Origin of the sequence: Pseudoalteromonas sp. S1609, assembly GCF_005887255.1 — a bacterium.
Classification (GTDB): Bacteria; Pseudomonadota; Gammaproteobacteria; order Enterobacterales; family Alteromonadaceae; genus Pseudoalteromonas.
Window position 1 is genome coordinate 1 of the sequence record NZ_PNDJ01000139.1, and the last position, 322, is coordinate 322.

Sequence of the window (322 nt, forward strand, 5' to 3'; positions counted from 1 at the left end):
CAAATCAAAGCCTCACAGCTATTTACAAGTAACGGAGAAGTTCACTGGTTAAAGTCCGGTACTGTTTATTTTAATAGTAGCGTTTTAATTTATATGTGGGTGATTAGCTCAGTTGGGAGAGCATCGCCCTTACAAGGCGAGGGTCACTGGTTCAAGTCCAGTATCACCCACCACATATAAAATCTATTATTATGTTAATAGTCATGTGTAAATTTGTAATATGGGTCGTTAGCTCAGTTGGGAGAGCATCGCCCTTACAAGGCGAGGGTCACTGGTTCAAGTCCAGTACGACCCACCATTCTTTGAATGGTGCATATTACAA

The 322-nt window shown here is 41.3% G+C and carries 2 tRNA genes; both read left to right on the forward strand.

Annotation, left to right across the window (positions count from 1 at the left end):
• Window positions 1–97 precede the first annotated feature (97 nt).
• A tRNA-Val gene (locus tag CWB76_RS19085) sits at window positions 98–173 on the forward strand.
• Window positions 174–222: 49 nt separating this feature from the next.
• Window positions 223–298, forward strand: a tRNA-Val gene (locus CWB76_RS19090).
• Window positions 299–322 lie beyond the last annotated feature (24 nt).